We start from the raw sequence: 17,786 nt of genomic DNA on the forward strand, positions 1-17,786 counted from the left end.
TTTGATGACATATCTGATGCTAAATTACCGCTTTTGCCGACAGGGAATTTGAATAATAAACTCTGCACCCTGTCCAGGTGCAGAAATGCACTCTATTGTCCCGTGATGTTTGTCTACTACGATTTGGTAAGTGATTGATAATCCTAAACCAGTACCTTGTCCTACAGGTTTAGTAGTGAAAAAAGGATCAAATATTTTTTGTCTGACACTATTACTCATACCAACCCCATTATCCCTAATGAAAATAGCCACTAAATCAGGATTGATTAGTTGGGTACGAATAGCGATCGCACTACAATCACTCTTAATTTCCTCTGCTGTTGTTTCCTGATTTGACCTTTCTAAAGCATCAATCGCATTATTCAGAATATTCATAAATACCTGATTGAGTTGCCCAGCATAACATTCCACGTTTGGCAACTCACTATAATTTTTGATAATCTCAATTGCAGGCTTACCTGGTTTGGCTTGAAGACGGCTTTGTAAAATGAGTAACGTACTCTCAATTCCCTGATGAATGTTAACAGGTTTCATATCAGCCTCATCTAAACGAGAGAAATTACGCAATGTCAGCACAATTTCTCGAATGCGTTGCGTACCAATTTTCATCGAAGCTAAAGTTTTAGGTATATCTTCTTTAATAAAATCAACATCAATATTCTCTAAAAACTCTTCAATCTCTGGTGCGACATTAGGGTAGATATTTTGATAAATATTAATTAAACTAAGTAAATCCTGTGTGTAATTATTAATGTGATCTAAATTGCCATGAATAAAGCTTACAGGGTTATTAATTTCATGAGCAATACCAGCAATCATTTGGCCCAAACTGGACATTTTTTCTGTCTGAATAAGTTTAGCTTGAGCTAATTTTAATTCATGCAGTGTTTGATTTAATTGGACATTTTTTTTATTTAGCTCTCTCGTTCTTTCCTCAATTTTTTCCTCTAAATTTGCGTAGAGTCTGGCATTTTCTAAAGAAATAGCTGCTTGCGAAAATAGTATTTTTAATACTTGTATTCTATCCGAAGTAAATGCTCCCACTGTCAAATTATTTTCTAAGTAAAGTAACCCAATTAGTTTGCCTTGATTCACAATACAAGTACACATAAGAGATTTTATACGATGCTCAATAATGTACGGGTCTATCGTAAAACTTCCTTCAATACTGGCATCAGATAAAACCACATCTTTTTTTGTTCTTGTGACATAATTAATTACAGATACAGGCAATTTCTGACTATTTTCGACTGGTATTGATTGGCCAACAGTTAAATCATCTTGGTCTACATCTGCTTGAGCCTCAATAAATAATTTTCCTCCTTTATCTAAAAGCAATATACCAATTTGAGCGCCAGCATTCTCAATTACAATTGTCATTAATTTTTCTAGCAAACTTTCCAATAAAATTACTTCTGATAAAGCTTGCGATGCTTTAATAACTGTAATAAAATCTAGTCCGCTTGACTTTTCATTAGCAGTAGAAGTAGTAATAGTATTACTTGTAAAGCCTAGTTGAGAGTGAGTGGGAACCTTAGCAATTAATTCTGGGTATTTTGATTCCAGATCCTTAAATTTAGCACTTGCTCCCCAACGGCGATAACCATAATGTGCCTTTGTCATGTATAGGGAGGCAAATTCATTTCTTCCTAGACTGAGATAAAATTCTGCCGCACATTCATAAGCTAGCGCCTCTTCATGAATATATCCAAAATTATGAGCCCCTTGAATGGCGCGATCGTAGTGTTCCATTGCTACTAAGACTTGGCCTAAAAATCGTGCTTTTTCTGCCTCTACTAGATCGTATTTGTGCTGATTATTTGCAGGTGCATGATCTGCCCATTCTTTTAATTGTTTTTGATTTTGTTCTACTATCTCTATATCAGCTTTTATATCTGTTTGAGAAGTAGTCTTTAAAAAGAAGGCTAATACTGCCAGAGAATAATAAAATTTATATTCACATAAATAAACAGTCCCACCAACGGCAACTTCATACTGTTGTGCTAATTGAGCATTTTTAACAGACTGGCTATAATCTTTAAAGAAATAACTCAAAATGCTTTTGGCAAGATAACTATAAAAGATAGCTGTAATATTTCCTGCCATTCTCTGCATTACAGATTCATTAAAACTATCACCTTCTAAGTAAGATTCATTATCAGTTCCTTGACCTAGTTCGATTACCATCTGTTTTAATATCAGCAAACAAATGGTAAAATGCTCTTGCTTGATCTTGTGTGCTAAATTAATATATTGTTCTAGTCTTTGTTCAACAATTTCTAAGTTTTCTCCAACCCAAAAAGGATGCCAACAAACTAATAATCCATTGTAACCCACATACTCAATATCACCTGTATCTAAACCACTTTGAACACCATCTTGTAAAGGTTCTATAGTTGCTTTAATATGTTCTTTCCAATGTCTAACAAAAATATTAAATAGTGCATAAACTTTAGATTTTATTTCTCTAGCGTTGAATTTATCTAAAATCTGTAAAGATAATTTACCAAATCTATAACCTGATTCAATCTCCTTAAGAGGCCCACATAAAATTAGCCCATAAAAACCATAGGCATAAGCTGCAAAAGATGAATTGCCATACTGCACACATAAATCAACCATCGTAAAAGCAATCAATGGTAAAAGTGCAGGATCAGCTAAATAAGCCGGAGGCATAGCTGTCATTAGTATCCTCATAGCAGCTAGCTTATGAGCATCAGTCATTTCTGGCAGATTGACTAATTCTTCAACTTTTAACTCTGCTGGTGGAGTTTGAGATAAAGAGACTCCCAGCATCTCTAGCACCTGCAAATCTAAATCTAATGCTTCTCGCATTTGATTTTGAGCAACGTAAAACTGAATTTTCTTCTCATATACTTTAACAGCATCAAGAATAGTTTTACTATTGTTTGTAACACTGATAAATAATGCTTCTGCTTGCTCAAAATTTGTATTTAAATACTCTGCTTCTACAGTTTCTACATGGAGGTTAAGAGTTAGTTCATAATAGTTTTGCCAACAATCAACTGCAAGTAAACTCAGACCTTGCCTCAGAAACTTTACAGCAGATTCGTAAGCAGCAGAATCCTTAGCTTTCTGTCCAGAAATAAGATTTAACTTAGCTAGTTTATATCTTTCTTCTGGAGAGGTAATCAGTTCAATACCGATATTTAATTGGTTAACAATATCGAAGATTCTTTCTTCTAGTAAACTTTCGTCTATATTCTTTAATAGCAGTCTACCAATATTTAAATGAATCTCCTTTTTCTGCTCATCGGGTATCAAAGCGTAAGCCGCTTGTTGCACGCGATCGTGAAGAAATTTATAATCAATTACAAAAATATCAACATAATCTAATAGATGTGGTAATTTATAATTATCGCTTAAAGGTAGAATTAAACCAGCTTGTAATGCTTCCCAAATCTCCAAAGCTGTGTCATTATGAGATTTTTCGTTAACACAAGAAAGTATATTTAAATTAAATCGATTGCCAATACAGGCAGCTATTTTTAAAATGTTTTGTGTAGTGTCTTTGAGTTTTTGAATTTTACCTATCATTAATTCAACAACATTCTCAGTAATTCCTAGTGTCTGAAGGTGCTGAATATCCCATTGCCATTGACCAGTGACAAAATCAAATAAAAGTAAATTTTCTTGATGAATAAACTTGAGTAATTGATTGATAAAGAATGGATTGCCAGCAGTTTTATTGAAAATCAATTTTGCTAATTCTTTGGAGTTCTCTAAACTAGATTTTAGAGTGTCACTAACTAATTGACAAACATGAGTAATTTTTAGATTTTGACAATGAATAATCTGGACAGGGCTACTATCTTTTTCAATTTCCTGCAAAACTAACATTAAAGAATGACTAGCATCAACTTCATTATCTCGATAAGCTCCTATGAGCAATAAATATTGAATTTCAGCATCTGTAGTTAATAACTGAATTAATTTTAATGAAGCTAAATCTGCCCATTGTAAATCATCTAAAAATACAACTAATGGATGTTCTTTTTGAGCAAACACATTGATAAACTTTTGAAAAACCAAGTTAAAGCGATTCTGCGCTTCTGCTGAAGCTAGTTGTGGAACTTCTGGTTGTTGACCAATAATCAGTTCTAGTTCAGGAATGACATCAATAATAATTTGAGCATTTGGAACTAAAGCCTCTAAAAGTTTTTCTTTCCAAGTAGATAATTGTGCTTCACTCTCTGTCAGTAATTGCTGCATTAACTCTTGAAATGCTTGAATCAGGGAAGCATAAGGAATATTGCGCTGAAATTGCTCAAATTTACCAGCAATAAAATAGCCTCTGTTTTTGATAACAGGTTTATGAATTTCGTTAACTAATGCTGATTTACCAATACCTGAGTAACCTGCAACCAATATTAATTCTTTATTTCCTTGATTAACTTTTTCAAAAGCATTCATTAAGATATCTATTTCTGCCTCTCGTCCATACAACTTTTCGGGAATTTGCAGTTGGCTAGAATGATCCTGCTGGCCAATAGAAAAGTTGGTTATAGAGTTAGTTTGCTCTAATTGATCGAGACAGGTTTCTAAATCCGCTTTAATTCCAAAAGCACTTTGATATCTTCCCTCAGCAGTTTTGCTGAGTAATTTCATAATAATTGCAGAAATTACTTGAGGGATTTGTGGATTTAATTGTTCTACTGCTATGGGTTGTCTAGCAATATGACAATGAACTAACTCCATTGGATCGGTTGCTGAGAATGGTAACTGACCTGTGAGCATTTCATAAAAAGTTACACCCAAGGAATAAAAGTCTGTACGGTAATCAACTGACCGATTCATTCTTCCCGTTTGCTCTGGAGACATATAGGCTAGAGTTCCTTCAAGCAAACCAGGATTACTGAGTTTGGGTTTCTCTTGAAAAAGTAATGATGAGATAGAAAAATCAATGATTTTAACTTGACAGGTTGCTAAATTAACAATAATATTTTGTGGTTTAATATCTTTATGGATAATATAACTTTGATGTAATTCACCTAAAGCTTGAGTAATTTGAATGCCTATATTGAGAAAATTTCGTAACTCAATTTTTTCTGTCTGGATAGTTTTGTAGAGAGAAATGCCATCAAAGTTTTCTAAAACAATAGCAAAACCATTGTTGTATTTTTCTAAACTATGAGCTTGAATAACTCCTGGGATATCTAAATCTTTGATTAGCTCATATTCATGTTTAAAGGCTGCTATATCTCTTAGCTCAGGGTATTCTGTTTTTAAAAGCTTAATAACTACTATTTGACCATCTTGATTTCTCCTGGCTCGATAAACAGCAGTTTTTATCCCTTCATCAATTAATTCTATAATTTGATAATTTGATAATATAATCATTGGTAATACTAATATTTGAATAACATTTCAAAGTTTTAACTAACGATCCTATTATTCAGAGAATAATAAATACATTTTTAAAGTCCATTGTACAACAAACTTTAAAAATGTATCGGTTTACGAAATAGTCTAGGTTTTAGCAACCTCAATCATGCTAAATTATGTTGAATTTGTCAAAATACTCCTGATTAATTTGAATATACCCTTATAACCAAGAATCCCACTCACCAATAATTTCTTTGGTGTATTTTATATGGAAGCATTGGTTGAGAATAGCTCGTGTTGCTTGCATTGCAGACATGACTGTAGCTTCCACACAACCGGAATTGTAACCGTTGTTAATCCAGTCGCCAGCTAGATAAAGGTTATCAAACCCAGATTCATCAGTTTTGAGTCGATGCTTGCTACTTCCAGGTACAGACAGTACATAGCGTTCTGATGGGTTAATGTTAACTCGCCAGTATTGAGCTTTAAAGCGTTCTACTCCCTGACGGTTTTGAAAATCTATTAGTAAATCCCAATTCAAACCTTGGGGATTTTTTGGCTGAGTAGCATCAGGCCAAAGCTGTCCGATGTGATTGTTGAGGAAGTTAATTGCTTCTTGTTCTACCTTTTTTTGGGCTTTAGCTGGAAAATCATAAGCTGTGTGGGGAGGAATCCCTGGATCTGGAATTACACCGGTGAAATAAGCTGCATTGTAAGGATAATGATCGGAAGGCCAATTTTCTCGTTGTACTAACTCGCTCATATCTGCATAGACATCGAGTGGTTCAACGTAAGCTCCTAGCACAGGGCTAGATTGTTGCCATCCTAATTGCGATAAGGTAGGCTTAAGCCATATTTGTCCCCCTTGAGTAGTTACTGTTTTGACTTGTGTTAACATCTCGCTCCATTTTTGGTGAGCCGGATTTTTTTTAGCATGGAGCAATTCACTGCAAATGGAGGGTAAGGCGGCTATAGAAATTCCTAACAACACAATATCGAAATCATTGCCTTTTGTGAGGGTAATTTTGTCTACATTCTGCCAAGGTGTCCAATATGACTCAAGGTTAATTTCTTGATCTTGGAGTTTTTGGGCTTCTTCATCGACAATCTGATCGTAAAGAGGTTCACTAGGCCAACAACCAATGTCTTTAACTGTGATAAGTGGTTGATATTCTTGCTTTGGGTTTTTTAAATTTACTTGACGAGCCAAAGTTATACTGGCAATTGATTGCTGATTTTGATCCAAATGTAACTGCTTGACAACATGGAAGAACTTGAATTTTACACCGCGACGCTTTAGCACTTCATATAGTGGAGTGATGACTACCTCTGCCATCCCTGATTGCATTTTCCACATGATTGCGCCATTGTATTTGAACAAGATAGTGGTGAGGACACGAATAGCTGTTCCGGCTGCTAGTTGGGGTTTATCGGTATTACCTTCTGGAAAACCATACACTAAATCGTATAAGACGCGAATAAATGCTGATTTAACGCTTGATTCTCTAGCCCCGTGTTTTAGTAGCCAGTCTCTGTAGTTGTACTCATCTAAACTATCTAGGGAACGAAAATGAATTATCTCATCCACAAACAAACCCCGGATGTTTGCTAATGCTAAATCGATGAGTGTTAAACGCCAAAACATATCAGGGTTTTGCCCAATCTTAGATTCTATCTGACAGATTAACTGTTCTTTAAAGCGGTCTATGAGCTTAAGAATTAACTGATGATGTTCGCGTCTGTGAGTTTTGGTATTTTTGGGCAGTGATTTAGCTAGGTTGTAGGCAAGATTTAAGAATACTTTTTCAGAAGTAAAATCTAGGTTTTGAAGGATATTACCAATAAATTGGTTGATATTGTCCAACCATGCTCCCCAAAACATGGGCTGTTGGAGAAATAACTGAATCAACTGGTTAGGAAATTGTAAGAGACTACTATCTGATAAACATTCCATTACCTCTTTGCCTAATGCTATTTGTTTGGCAAGAGATGTTGGAGAACTTTTGGTAGACTTTGACTGACTATAATCATCAATTACTCCGTAAGTCTGAATGACGAATTCAATGGTTGTGCAGATATGTTCCCAAAGGGAAGAAATGCCGCCACCTTCCCAAGGAACTAGAGAATTGGTAGGAAAATCAAAAGGCAGAGTTTTCCAATTTTTATTGATGTATTCTTCTAAGACGATGAGACTGTGAGGTTTGAATGCGTCTTCTATGGTGCTGAAAGGCCCATTACCACCTAATTCGTCGTAGCATTGTTTGAGTAGACGAAAAGCATTTTCGTAGAATCCAAAAAAAATGTGCAGTCCGTGTTCTTCGATGCGATAGTCTGGTTCAGAATTGGGTGTATGGGGTTTGATGTTGCGTCCAGTTGCACATTTACCACCCAAACGCCAACCTGTTTGATAAATAGTAATATCGTAGAGACTATCCCACCCTGGTTGACTGGTTAATTCATAAGCAGTGGCTAGGGATGATATTCCACCGCCTAAAATAGCGATTTTTTTGGGCTTAAAGGTTTCAGACATATTTGTTTTTCGTGATAGGCGCGAGTTGAGAAAGTTTGGGCGACTAGAAGTCGCACGCCAGGTGCTACCCTGCGGGAACGCTAAGAACGAACAAGTCGGCAAAGCCGCCCAACGCACTGGCTTGGCTACACAGGCAAAACCTACCTTCGCAGGTTAGTAAACCCTTGATTTTGCATTAGATGGACTTTGCTTGTGTAGTAGGGAATTATATATTTGCCCAATGCTAATTTTTCTGTGGTGCTTGCCAAACGGCTTTCCCATCTTTGAGGGTGAAGTCGAAGTGCAGTACGAAACCAAGTTTTACGGGGATAGTTATGGATTCGCTACCTGCGGGATAGCCTTTGTGTAGTCCTAAGTCTTGGACGATTGGTTGGCTAGCGAAATTATTGATTTTTAGTTGAAATTGATCGCCAAAGAGTTTTCCGCCATAGAAGGTTTGTAGCTGCATGGGGGATTCAATCAGTGCTTGATAGCAGGCTTTTTTGCTGTTTTCTACGTCGCGGATTTGTTTGAGGGTAACGAGAGGGACGATTTTTTCTAGGAGATATTCGAGGAGATTGAAGGGTAACTGTAAGCCAGGAATCACAATTTCGTTATTGTCAAATAATAAACTAGCGATCGCTCTTGCTGCTTCCTCAAAGGTGTCCCATGTCTTGATGGCTTGATGTTCCTCTCCTGTATTGACGCGTTGAACTTCCAGCAGGCGAGCATCTATAGATTGGCTTGTAGGAGAAAATTCTTTAAATACTAAGGTGTCTACAGTGAATAAATCCGGTTCTTGATTTAATTCAGGGATGTGAAATAGGCCAAGTTCTTTAAAGAAGCCATAGACTTCTCTACCTGAAACTAGGATGGGAGAATTATTCACGTACACGTAAGGCATAAACCAAGCTAGGCGTTCGGCTATAAATAAAGGCCCGACTCTTTTACCTACCACTGTTAACATCCAAAAGATGGCTTCTTCTTCATGCACAGTTCCTTTGTCATAGTCGGGAGGATAGATGGAACTTAAAGAATCTATCTTGTTGAACGTCAGGACGAGATAGTTCATGGCTGGCCGATATTCAATCTCTCCGTTATTGGGATCGTTGAGATATTTATCACACACCTCTTGCAACTTCGCCATTGAACCCTCAACGACAAAGCCGTACATTTTTGTCCCTTTGATTTCATAGGGTTGGTTAAAAGCCTGTCCATCTGCTCGTTCTATATATTTGGGATATGGTGATTTGTCACCACCTCCGCAAAAGTAATTTTTGAAAAAACTATTCATATCTTGTTCCATATTTTTGCCTTTTACTGCTAAATCTTGGAACAATTGATCTGGCTTTTGTTGCATCCAGGTAAAGTAATTCGTGAGTTTTTGGGGCTCCTGAAGTAGGGTCGTAAATTCACTAACAGCACCTAAAGCCGTATGGAAACTTGTTTGCATTATCTGCAAAGGGTTGTTGGGGTTCATCGTATTTTGGGTAAGTGGCTTAGTTTTTTTATACCAGTCTAGTTGCCTAATCATATATACAGAGAGATGAGAATATTAGATACCTCTCTGTTTCTGTCCTATTGTGTCAAAGGAGTTTTAATTTGTCCTTATTAAAATTAGAAATTTTGGAAAAATGCTTAAAAATGCTTATATTAAGTGCGTTTTAAGCTTTTCTGTGGTGCGGGGAAGCTGTGAATAATCATGGTTTTGTCCATAAATTTGGCTACATAGAGAATCTAAATGTTTTGATAGGTTCAGCTTTTGTATTTAGCCGTTGCAGAACTACAGTCAGTATATGAAGTGTCAAAATCGTAAAGGTATTGTGGGGTAATACTTTCATCCTCGATAATTTGTAATTTGAATCCCATTAGTACAGGGTCTTGTTTTAAGTCTTCCCTCAGCAGATGCTTTTATACCAAAAGGATCTGCCAAACCAAATCTTCGCGCCAGATTTCCCGCCAACTCCCCACTCCAATGACCCACATCAGCAGTGATTTCGCAAATTTTGAGATCGACCGCGATCGCCTACCCCTCACATAAGAGAGCGATGCCTACATGGCTAAACTACGCATCCTTAACTTTGACTATGTAATATCTGCTTAACTTCATAGAATTGACAATTTGCCAATGCCTGCGCTGTCACAGAAACCATCGGTAAGTACTGGAATTTCACTAAAAAATGATGGGGCTTCATGTTGCCCAATAGGAATTTCAACTCTTTCTGTCTAGCGGGTAAAATTCATTACCTTTGACTAGGCTAAATAAGCCGTATTCCGGTTCTCTCTTATGTGTTATTCAATACTTATCTGGTGCTTAATTCATCCGTTTGAGCGCGATCGCAAATCCACTGTAATTGCTCTTTAGAAAACTGTAGAAAGCTGTTCAAACAAATCTAACTTGATCAATTCTTCAATACACAACATGAATCAACCTACTAAGTTTGTCTTGCTCAAGCTAAAGATTGATCAGATAGCGCTTACCACCGCAACTGCCATAAGGAGTAGATCAATTATTCCAATAATTTGATCTTAACTTTACAAACGTTAGAAAATAGTAAATTTTTATTCAAGAATGAAAATTAAACTTGCGTAATAGAACGTAAAAGCAGTAGATTTATCAAAAGACTTACACCGAAATCATACGAGATTATTTACCTTTTGTATCTTATTGATTTGTGTGAATAAATGTTTTAAATCCTTTATGAATATCCTATTTAATTCAGTAATACAATCCTTGGTCGGAAGGTTTTGCATTCTCTACTATCACTTACTTCAATCAGATTTATGATGAGTATTTCAGTAATATTATAGGCTATTTTTCATATCAAACTTCATGTAATTGTTTAGCGATTATTCTGACTAATTTAAAGCAACGTAAGACTTTGACTTTATAAGGAATTAATTCACTCAAAAATTTAGTTGAAGAAGAATTCAGAAGTCAGAATCAAGACGCGACGCTCTCTACAAGACGCTGCGCGTAGCGTCTCTAATTGCTATGCCGCAAGCTTTACGCTACGCTATCCGCTTTTTCGTTCAGGGTCAGAATGGGCTAAACCCTAGCTATCCACTAACAGAATGAATTAATTTGTTTTGATTAAAATCACTTGCCCTAAACCTGAAAACTCAATGCTGTATCAAAATTTTCAAACTCAAGCCGAGCTAGATTACCAGTACAATCCCAGTGAACTAGGTCTTGATATACCTGGATACATGAATTTGTATGCAGCAAACAGTGCTAAGGTGCGTGAAAAACTGCGCTGTCATCTAAATGTTTTTTTTGGTTCTACCGTAGTCGAACATCTAGATATTTTTCCTGCAACGCAACCACAAGCACCAATTTTGGTATTTATCCACGGTGGCTATTGGATAATGTCCGACAGTAAAGATTTTAGCTTTGTCGCCCAAGGTCTTGTAGCTGCCAATGTTACAGTGGTGGTGGTCAACTATGCCTTGTGTCCCAAAGTAACTATTGATGAGATTGTCCGCCAAAATCGTTCAGCGATCGCCTGGATTTATAATAATGCAGAAAGCTTTGGTGCAGACCCCAATCGCATCCATGTAGCTGGTCACTCAGCCGGTGGTCACTTAACTGCGATGCTCATGGCTACAGACTGGAAAAACGACTATGGACTACCAGATGACATCATTAAAGGTGGTTGTGCTATTAGCGGTTTGTTTGATTTGATGCCATTTCCCTACACTTGGCTACAACCCAAAATACAATTTACTTGGGGTGAAGTTCTTCGCAATAGTCCTATCCGCCATCTTCCTGAAAAAGCTGGTTCTCTACTTGTAACTTATGGCGGCAAAGAGACTTCAGAGTTTGAACGACAATCGCTAGATTTTCTGGCTGCATGGAAAGAAAAAGAATTGTCTGGTGAATATTTACCACAGCCTAATGAAAACCACTTTACGATCGTGAATGGTTTTTTAGATAGTGACAGTCCATTGTGTACGGCTATTTTGAGACAAATAATGGTATTGGAAAAGGAACCCAAATTATGAAGCTTTAGTTTCTTCTAATACTACAGTAGAGCAATTATTTTTATCTTTTAAGAACGTCGGGATGAGGGGGCTAGCACTGCAATCTTTAAAGTACTGCAACAAATATAATTGTCATCATCAATCCCTGTGGTTAGGGATTAATCTAGCGATCGCTCATACGGAACCGCGATCGCTTTTCTAATGAATCAAGCCGCGATCGCACTACTTCACGAATCCCGCACAACGAACCTACTAGTTCGCCAAGTGAACTTGGCGGGGTAAAGGGTAAAGGGAGAAGGGGGAAAGGTTTCAAATCCCTTACTCCTTACCCCAATACGGTTCGGATAAGCATTTTTAACTTTCCTTGTGGTCTGGGTAAGGGGTAAAGGGGAAAGGATGTATTCAAAACCTTTCCCCTTTCCCCAGCCATCACGCAGCATTTTTGGGTTGGCAGACTACTACAAGGCTTTTGCAGCAAGCCTTAATGTGTGACAGTTTGGCGCACTAGCGGAAATTTTTATTTTTGGGTAGTAGAATATTTTGCACAAAGCGATCGCGCCCTGCTGCCTTTGCTTGATACAATGCCCGATCTGCTGCGGCAATCATTTCTTCCAAGTCAGAATCTGACTGAGGAATTTCTGTCGTAAACCCGACACTAATGGTTACATGAGGACTAACTTGGGAATTTTCATGAGGTATTGCTAATGTTCGGACAGTATGGCAAATTTTCTTGGCAACATGAGTCGCCCCTTCGGTGTCTGTGTTAGGTAAAATTACAGCAAATTCTTCCCCACCATAACGGGCAACTAAATCTCCGGGACGTTTAATAATATTTTTAATGGCCTTAGCAATTTCTTGAAGACAGCGATCGCCTACTCGATGCCCATAAGTATCGTTATATAATTTGAAGAAATCAACGTCGCAAAGAATCAGGGAAAGAGGCCGTTGATCCCGTTTTAGACGCTGCCACTCTTGGTTAAAATACTCTTCAAAGCGTCGGCGGTTAGCTATTTGAGTTAATCCATCAATAGTAGCTAATCGTTGCAATTCCAAATTAACGGTTTCCAGTTTTTGTTGTAACTGAGATTGCTCAATCAAGCGTTTTACCCGTTGTCGCAAAACTGGCCAGTGAATCGGTTTGGTAACATAGTCCATTGCTCCCACTGCAAATGCCCGGTCAACTGACTCTTGATCCTCAAGTCCTGTAATCATTAAAACTGGAGTATGCTTGCTGTAATCAAGAAGTTCTAAGTTAGTGCAACACTCGAACCCATCCATATCCGGCATGATGGCATCAAGAAGTATTATGTCAGGGCGCAGTTCCTTAAAAGCAGTTAAAGCCTCTCTGCCATTTTGAGCTTCCGCTATTTTATAGCCTTCCCGCTCCAAGAAATGCCGAAGTATCATCCGGATAAAAGGCTCATCATCAACAATTAGAACTAAAGATTGGCTTTCTTGAGCAGTAGCTGTCATGGTGTTTCCTTCGCAAGTTCTTTTTCTAAGGCAGTTTTAACTTGTTCATATTCCTGGTATAACTGCGGGAGTAATTCTATGGTGTTTTCTAATTCACTGCTCCGTCCCTGTGTTTCTAAAACCTTGCAAAGCTGTGCTAAAGCGATCGCTCCAATTGAGGCACTGCTAGACTTAAGTTGATGGGCTGCCTTCCATATAGTCTGGGCATCCCGATTTGCGATCGCAGTGCTAATATCTTGTACCAGTCTCGGTGTCTCTGTAAGATAACACTTAATTAGTTCAGCAAATACGACACGATCGCCTCTGACGATATCCCGTAAGGATTGGAGAATTTTGGCATCAATTTTGGCACTTTTTAATGTCTGGTTTTGCCCTTCTTGGAGAATATTTTGCAAAGGTTGCAATTCTAAGTACATCGCTCGATCTTGTTTGACTATGGAAGTGACTTCAAGACTTCTTTGGCGTGGGCATTTGCTGAGTGCCTGAGCTAATTTTTGAAGCTGAATCGGTTTGCTAATGTAGTCATTAATACCAGCAGCAAAACAAATTTCGCGATCGCCTCGCATCGCATTGGCAGTTATCGCAATGATATGCGGACGAAAACCAACTTTCCATTCTTGACAGATTCTCCGAGCTGTTTCTAAACCATCCATTTCGGGCATGTGGACATCCATCAACACTAGGTCATAAGGCTGTTTTTGCAAAGCCTTGAGTACTTCTACCCCATTAGTTACGACATCAGCTGAATAACCTATTTTCTGTAGCATCAGTAAGGCAACTTTCTGATTGACAACCGTATCTTCTGCCAAAAGAATCCGTAATGGCAATGGATGGGCCAAATGCCGATCAACCAAGGGAAAATCAGAAATACTCGCTTGGCTTGGCTGATTTCCTAAAACACGGGTCATAACATCGTAGAGTTGAGACTGTTTGATGGGTTTGCTCAAAAAGACAGCATCGAGATCACTAAAGTCAGAGAATGTTTCTCCTCTACCTAAAGAAGTAAGAATCACTAGAGGTAGATCTTGACAACCAGATTGCCTGCGGATTTGACGAGCTAGGGTTATGCCATCCATTGCTGGCATTTCCATATCTAAAATGGCAATATCAAACTGTGTTCCCTGAGCAAGTTGAGCTAACGCTTCTTTCGCAGATTTGGCAGCATAAGTTTCCATTTTCCAAGACTCTGCTTGCAAGCTGATAATTTGACAGTTAGTCAGATTATCGTCCACAATCAACAGGCGCTTTCCCTGAAGCTGCATCGGCGAATTACTAAATTCAGCTTCTGGTACAGCAGACACTTGGGCAGTAATCGTGAAGTAGAATGTTGAACCTTGGGAAGAGTCAGGAGATGATAATAATTCTCTACTTTTCCATCTAGGGCTAGGATTGCCACCAACAATCCCTTGGCTTTCCACCCAAAGAGTGCCCCCCATCATCTTACTAAGCCGCTTGCTAATCACTAGTCCTAGCCCTGTGCCGCCATATCTTCGAGTCATGGAGACATCAGCCTGAGTGAAAGGATGAAATAACCGCTCTATTTTCTCTGATGTGATGCCAATACCTGTATCTTTGATGGCAAATTGAATTTGGATTGGGGACTCGGAAGAGGCAGAGGAGCAGGGGGAAGGGTGCAGAGGAAAGGAATTTTCCCCCTGCTTCCCTGAATCCCCAGCCCCCAGTTCAACAGAGAGTAGCACTTCTCCATGTTCGGTAAACTTAATGGCGTTGTTGAGGAGATTCATTAAGACTTGCCGCAGACGTGTCATATCGCCAACGATCTGAGTCGGAACTTGCGGTTGGATTAGGTAAACTAGTTCGATATCTTTTTGGGCAGCTTTCGGGGCTAATAGAGAAATAGCCTGTTCTACACAAGCTCTCAAATCAAAAGGCTGTTCTTCTAATTCCAGCTTTCCCGACTCAATTTTTGAGAAATCTAGAATGTCGTTGATGATGGTGAGCAAAGCATCTCCGCTACTGCGAACTGTTTCTACAAAGTCTTGCTGTTGAGGGGTGAGGTCAGTATCCAGCAGGAGATCGGTCATGCCAATAACAGCATTCATTGGAGTCCGAATTTCGTGGCTCATCATTGCCAAAAACTCACTTTTTGCCCGATTTGCGGCTTCAGCCTGACGTTTTGCCTGCTCCAAAGCAAAGTTTTTCAAGGTAAGTTCTTCCCGTCGGCGGGTTTCTTGTTCCAGTAAGTGAGCCTGTGCTAGAGCAATACCCAGTTGAGCCGCTACTGCTTCTAGTAATTCGATTTCGTCTGGTGTCCACTGGCGAAAATAGCTGCACTGATGTAATCCGATCGCACCATTGGGTTCTCCTTGGTATGAGGTGCGGATTGACAGCATAGACTTCAGCTTAATTTTTCGGCAGATAGGTTCAGCCGCCTTAAGTAAAGGATCGGCGTACACATCAGGAGAGGCGATCGCAGTTTCTTGTGCCATCATCTTCTCTGCATGGGGATTATTAATCATGGGAACTTCCAATCCCAACACAGAGCAGGGACTGGAAAGTGTATTATACTGTGCTACTAAAGGAATTTTCGGAATGGGGTCGCAAACATAAGAATGGATCAGACAGCGATCGACTTTAAACGCTTGTCCAATTTGGGTAGCAGCTGTCTCAAAGATTTTGCTGGTATCAAGACTTTGACGAATTTCTTGAGTAATTTGTTCAAGTAGTAGGGTGCGATGCAATTGGCGTTGCAATGCTTCTTTAGCTCGTTTGTTTTCGGTAATATCTTGATTTATGCCAACAGTGGCAACAGTTTCTCCCTGTTCATTCTGTAAAGAGACTACAGTTGTTTCGCAAATTCTCTCACTGCCATCTTTACCAAGAAAGTGTATTTCCCCTGACCAGCGTCCTTGCTGGTTAACTGTTTCGAGAATTTTGGTGCTTAATGTTGCGGCTACTTCCGGTTGATGCAAAATACTGATATGTTTAGCCAAAATCTCAGCTTTAGCATAGCCAAACATACTTTGGGCAGCAGGATTCCAGTCAATAATATTTCCGGTTAAATTTGTGATAATTACGCCATCATTCATGTTTTCAAAAGTGAGAGCTTGCCAATGCAGGCTGGCTTCAGCTTGCTTGCGGTGGCTAATATCTGTCTGAATTCCAATAAAGTGGCTTAACTTACCATTTTCGTCATGAATAGGAGAAATACCCAATTCATTCCAGAATAAGATACCATCTTTGCTATAGTTACGGAGAATAACTTTACAACTTGTTCCAGCTTGAATACATGAGCGCAGTTCATTGAGTGCTGATTGCTGTATATCTGCGTGTTGTAAAAATCTACAGTTTTGCCCAATCACATCAGTAGCGCTGTAGCCTGTTATTTGTTCAAAGGCGCAGTTGACGTAAATTACTGGATTATAGGGAAGTTTAGCATCGGCAGTGATAATTCCATTATTGGTAGCAGCAAGTACCCTCTCCTTCAGCCTCAAGGTTTCTTCAATCTGCTTTAAATCACTAATGTCAAACATAAACCCTTTCAGCGTAGTAGGATTTTCTGCTTCTTCGACTACCCTAACAATGTCTCGCAGCCAAACAACTCGCCCATCGGCTGCTAGCATCCGGTATTCTAATTCGTGATTCTCGCACCTAGCAGTTGCTTCTTGACGAAAACGAACGGATTTTTCCCGATCATCTGGATGCAGATGATTGTACCAAAAATTTTTCTCGTACCATTCTGCGATCGCATAATTTAGCAAGTCTACTGCTTGCGGCCCAACGTAGGTAAATCGACTAGTTTTCAAGTCTAATTCCCAAGGGATGACTTTGACAGTTTCCAGTAGCTGGTGCAGATGCTTCTCACTGCAACGACGGTCAAGTTCTATTTGTTTCTGTTCAAAAATCTTGTGAGTTAAATCCTGATTTATTGCTTTTATCGCCAGGACAAAACAGATTGGTAATGTCAGCGTGACAACCAATAGCCCTGTAATTAATACTACTTGTGTTAATAATTTTGGAGTCTGAATTGAAAGTCGCTGGCAGAGTAAAACTACAGAGATTGAGAAGAAAATCCCCAGCAATAAAGCTAGTAATTTTTGTTTGTGGAAAAATATCACAGCTTTTAACCAGTGATATCGGCACTGTTTGACCACTGATGAACCCTCAAGCACTTTCTTTCAGGGCTTATTACACTAACCTTTACTTTTAAGTAATTTAAAATATCAATAGCAAGGGGACAATTACGGATTTTTTTAAGTAATATATTTGTATATAAACCTTGTCTACTTGAGAAGCGTAGTTTTGTAGTTTTGTAGGTTGGGTGGAGCGATCGCGTAACCCAACATAAATCAGGTGGTAATATTGGGTTGCGTTTCACTCCACCCAACCTACATGAATATATCTTTTAAAAAACTCTTGGTTTCAACATAGATGAGTTTTAATATAATGGAAAAAAATTTAATAACTTCTGCTTCTTAATTAAGTAACTAGGCAAGAATAATCAAAGGAAGTT

General features: G+C 38.5%; 7 protein-coding genes. 1 reads left to right on the top strand and 6 read right to left on the bottom strand.

Features of this window, described 5'->3' with window-relative positions:
• Positions 1-24: 24 nt before the first annotated feature.
• From H6G86_RS02920 to H6G86_RS02930, 3 genes are all read right to left on the bottom strand, one after another.
• Positions 25-5,361: a trifunctional serine/threonine-protein kinase/ATP-binding protein/sensor histidine kinase gene (locus H6G86_RS02920; protein WP_190933024.1), complete on the bottom strand. Its 5,337-nt coding sequence runs from the start codon at positions 5,359-5,361 to the stop codon at positions 25-27.
• Between the two features lie 205 nt (positions 5,362-5,566).
• A complete protein-coding gene (locus H6G86_RS02925) occupies positions 5,567-7,876 on the bottom strand; it encodes an NAD(P)-binding protein (protein WP_190933025.1) in 2,310 nt (769 codons plus the stop codon).
• A gap of 223 nt (positions 7,877-8,099) precedes the next feature.
• Positions 8,100-9,335 carry a hypothetical protein gene (locus H6G86_RS02930; protein ID WP_190933026.1) on the bottom strand — a complete coding sequence of 412 codons (1,236 nt, stop codon included), beginning with the start codon at positions 9,333-9,335 and terminating at the stop codon, positions 8,100-8,102.
• A gap of 1,646 nt (positions 9,336-10,981) precedes the next feature.
• On the opposite strand from H6G86_RS02930, the gene H6G86_RS02935 reads away from it, so the two are divergent.
• Positions 10,982-11,860, top strand: coding sequence for an alpha/beta hydrolase (locus H6G86_RS02935; RefSeq protein WP_190933027.1), 879 nt, complete (start codon positions 10,982-10,984; stop codon positions 11,858-11,860).
• A gap of 142 nt (positions 11,861-12,002) precedes the next feature.
• Here H6G86_RS02935 and H6G86_RS02940 read toward each other — a convergent pair whose 3' ends face one another.
• From H6G86_RS02940 to H6G86_RS02950, 3 genes are all read right to left on the bottom strand, one after another.
• Positions 12,003-12,152 (bottom strand): hypothetical protein, encoded by a 150-nt coding sequence (locus H6G86_RS02940; protein ID WP_190933028.1) that lies wholly within the window; start codon positions 12,150-12,152, stop codon positions 12,003-12,005.
• 191 nt (positions 12,153-12,343) lie between these two features.
• Positions 12,344-13,312, bottom strand: coding sequence for a response regulator (locus H6G86_RS02945; RefSeq protein WP_190933029.1), 969 nt, complete (start codon positions 13,310-13,312; stop codon positions 12,344-12,346).
• Positions 13,309-17,427 carry a PAS domain-containing hybrid sensor histidine kinase/response regulator gene (locus H6G86_RS02950; RefSeq protein ID WP_190933122.1) on the bottom strand — a complete coding sequence of 1,373 codons (4,119 nt, stop codon included), beginning with the start codon at positions 17,425-17,427 and terminating at the stop codon, positions 13,309-13,311. The genes H6G86_RS02945 and H6G86_RS02950 overlap by 4 nt, the downstream gene beginning before the upstream one ends.
• Between the last annotated feature and the right edge of the window lie 359 nt (positions 17,428-17,786).

It is taken from the genome of Nostoc sp. FACHB-133, assembly GCF_014698055.1.
Lineage (GTDB): Bacteria > Cyanobacteriota > Cyanobacteriia > Cyanobacteriales > Nostocaceae > Nostoc.

Coding starts and splice junctions, on each gene's coding strand:
- H6G86_RS02920 (WP_190933024.1), bottom strand. CDS start 5,361: ATGATTATATTATCAAATTATCAAATTATAGAATTAATTGATGAAGGG.
- H6G86_RS02925 (WP_190933025.1), bottom strand. CDS start 7,876: ATGTCTGAAACCTTTAAGCCCAAAAAAATCGCTATTTTAGGCGGTGGA.
- H6G86_RS02930 (WP_190933026.1), bottom strand. CDS start 9,335: ATGAACCCCAACAACCCTTTGCAGATAATGCAAACAAGTTTCCATACG.
- H6G86_RS02935 (WP_190933027.1), top strand. CDS start 10,982: ATGCTGTATCAAAATTTTCAAACTCAAGCCGAGCTAGATTACCAGTAC.
- H6G86_RS02945 (WP_190933029.1), bottom strand. CDS start 13,312: ATGACAGCTACTGCTCAAGAAAGCCAATCTTTAGTTCTAATTGTTGAT.